General features: G+C 52.6%; 1 rRNA gene. It reads left to right on the top strand.

From position 1 onward, the window contains the following. Positions 1-156: 156 nt before the first annotated feature. Positions 157-1,719: ribosomal RNA gene (locus tag HMPREF1521_RS00140) — 16S ribosomal RNA — on the top strand. Positions 1,720-1,776 lie beyond the last annotated feature (57 nt).

Below are 1,776 nucleotides of genomic sequence, written 5' to 3'. Positions count from 1 at the left end.
CAGATCTTTGAAAACTGAACAATGATAGGTAATCAATCAAAACGATTGAACATATGCCAGAGTGCGGGTTTTGACGATGTCAAAACCAACCATAATTCAAAGCTACTTAAGTGTAGCGACAACAAAACAAATGAGCTATTCAAATAGCTTCAAGATATCTTGGAGAGTTTGATCCTGGCTCAGGACGAACGCTGGCGGCGTGCTTAACACATGCAAGTCGAACGAAGAGCGACGGAAGCTTGCTTCCATCAATCTTAGTGGCGAACGGGTGAGTAACGCGTAATCAACCTGCCCTTCAGAGGGGGACAACAGTTGGAAACGACTGCTAATACCGCATACGATCTGACCTCGGCATCGAGGATAGATGAAAGGTGGCCTCTATTTATAAGCTATCACTGAAGGAGGGGATTGCGTCTGATTAGCTAGTTGGAGGGGTAACGGCCCACCAAGGCGATGATCAGTAGCCGGTCTGAGAGGATGAACGGCCACATTGGGACTGAGACACGGCCCAGACTCCTACGGGAGGCAGCAGTGGGGAATCTTCCGCAATGGACGAAAGTCTGACGGAGCAACGCCGCGTGAGTGATGACGGCCTTCGGGTTGTAAAGCTCTGTTAATCGGGACGAAAGGCCTTCTTGCGAATAGTTAGGAGGATTGACGGTACCGGAATAGAAAGCCACGGCTAACTACGTGCCAGCAGCCGCGGTAATACGTAGGTGGCAAGCGTTGTCCGGAATTATTGGGCGTAAAGCGCGCGCAGGCGGATCAGTCAGTCTGTCTTAAAAGTTCGGGGCTTAACCCCGTGAGGGGATGGAAACTGCTGATCTAGAGTATCGGAGAGGAAAGTGGAATTCCTAGTGTAGCGGTGAAATGCGTAGATATTAGGAAGAACACCAGTGGCGAAGGCGACTTTCTGGACGAAAACTGACGCTGAGGCGCGAAAGCCAGGGGAGCGAACGGGATTAGATACCCCGGTAGTCCTGGCCGTAAACGATGGGTACTAGGTGTAGGAGGTATCGACCCCTTCTGTGCCGGAGTTAACGCAATAAGTACCCCGCCTGGGGAGTACGACCGCAAGGTTGAAACTCAAAGGAATTGACGGGGGCCCGCACAAGCGGTGGAGTATGTGGTTTAATTCGACGCAACGCGAAGAACCTTACCAGGTCTTGACATTGATGGACAGAACCAGAGATGGTTCCTCTTCTTCGGAAGCCAGAAAACAGGTGGTGCACGGTTGTCGTCAGCTCGTGTCGTGAGATGTTGGGTTAAGTCCCGCAACGAGCGCAACCCTTATCTTATGTTGCCAGCACTTCGGGTGGGGACTCATGAGAGACTGCCGCAGACAATGCGGAGGAAGGCGGGGATGACGTCAAATCATCATGCCCCTTATGACCTGGGCTACACACGTACTACAATGGGAGTTAATAGACGGAAGCGAAGCCGCGAGGTGGAGCGAACCCGAGAAACACTCTCTCAGTTCGGATCGTAGGCTGCAACTCGCCTACGTGAAGTCGGAATCGCTAGTAATCGCAGGTCAGCATACTGCGGTGAATACGTTCCCGGGCCTTGTACACACCGCCCGTCACACCACGAAAGTCGGAAGTACCCAAAGCCGGTGGGGTAACCTTCGGGAGCCAGCCGTCTAAGGTAAAGTCGATGATTGGGGTGAAGTCGTAACAAGGTAGCCGTATCGGAAGGTGCGGCTGGATCACCTCCTTTCTAGGGAGACATACACCGGGCCGAGAGCCTGGATGTCACTTAGGTCGACACTTTGGC

Origin of the sequence: Veillonella sp. AS16 (assembly GCF_000517785.1) — a bacterium.
Classification (GTDB): Bacteria; Bacillota; Negativicutes; order Veillonellales; family Veillonellaceae; genus Veillonella; species Veillonella denticariosi.
This window is presented reverse-complemented; position numbering and strand designations above follow the sequence as displayed.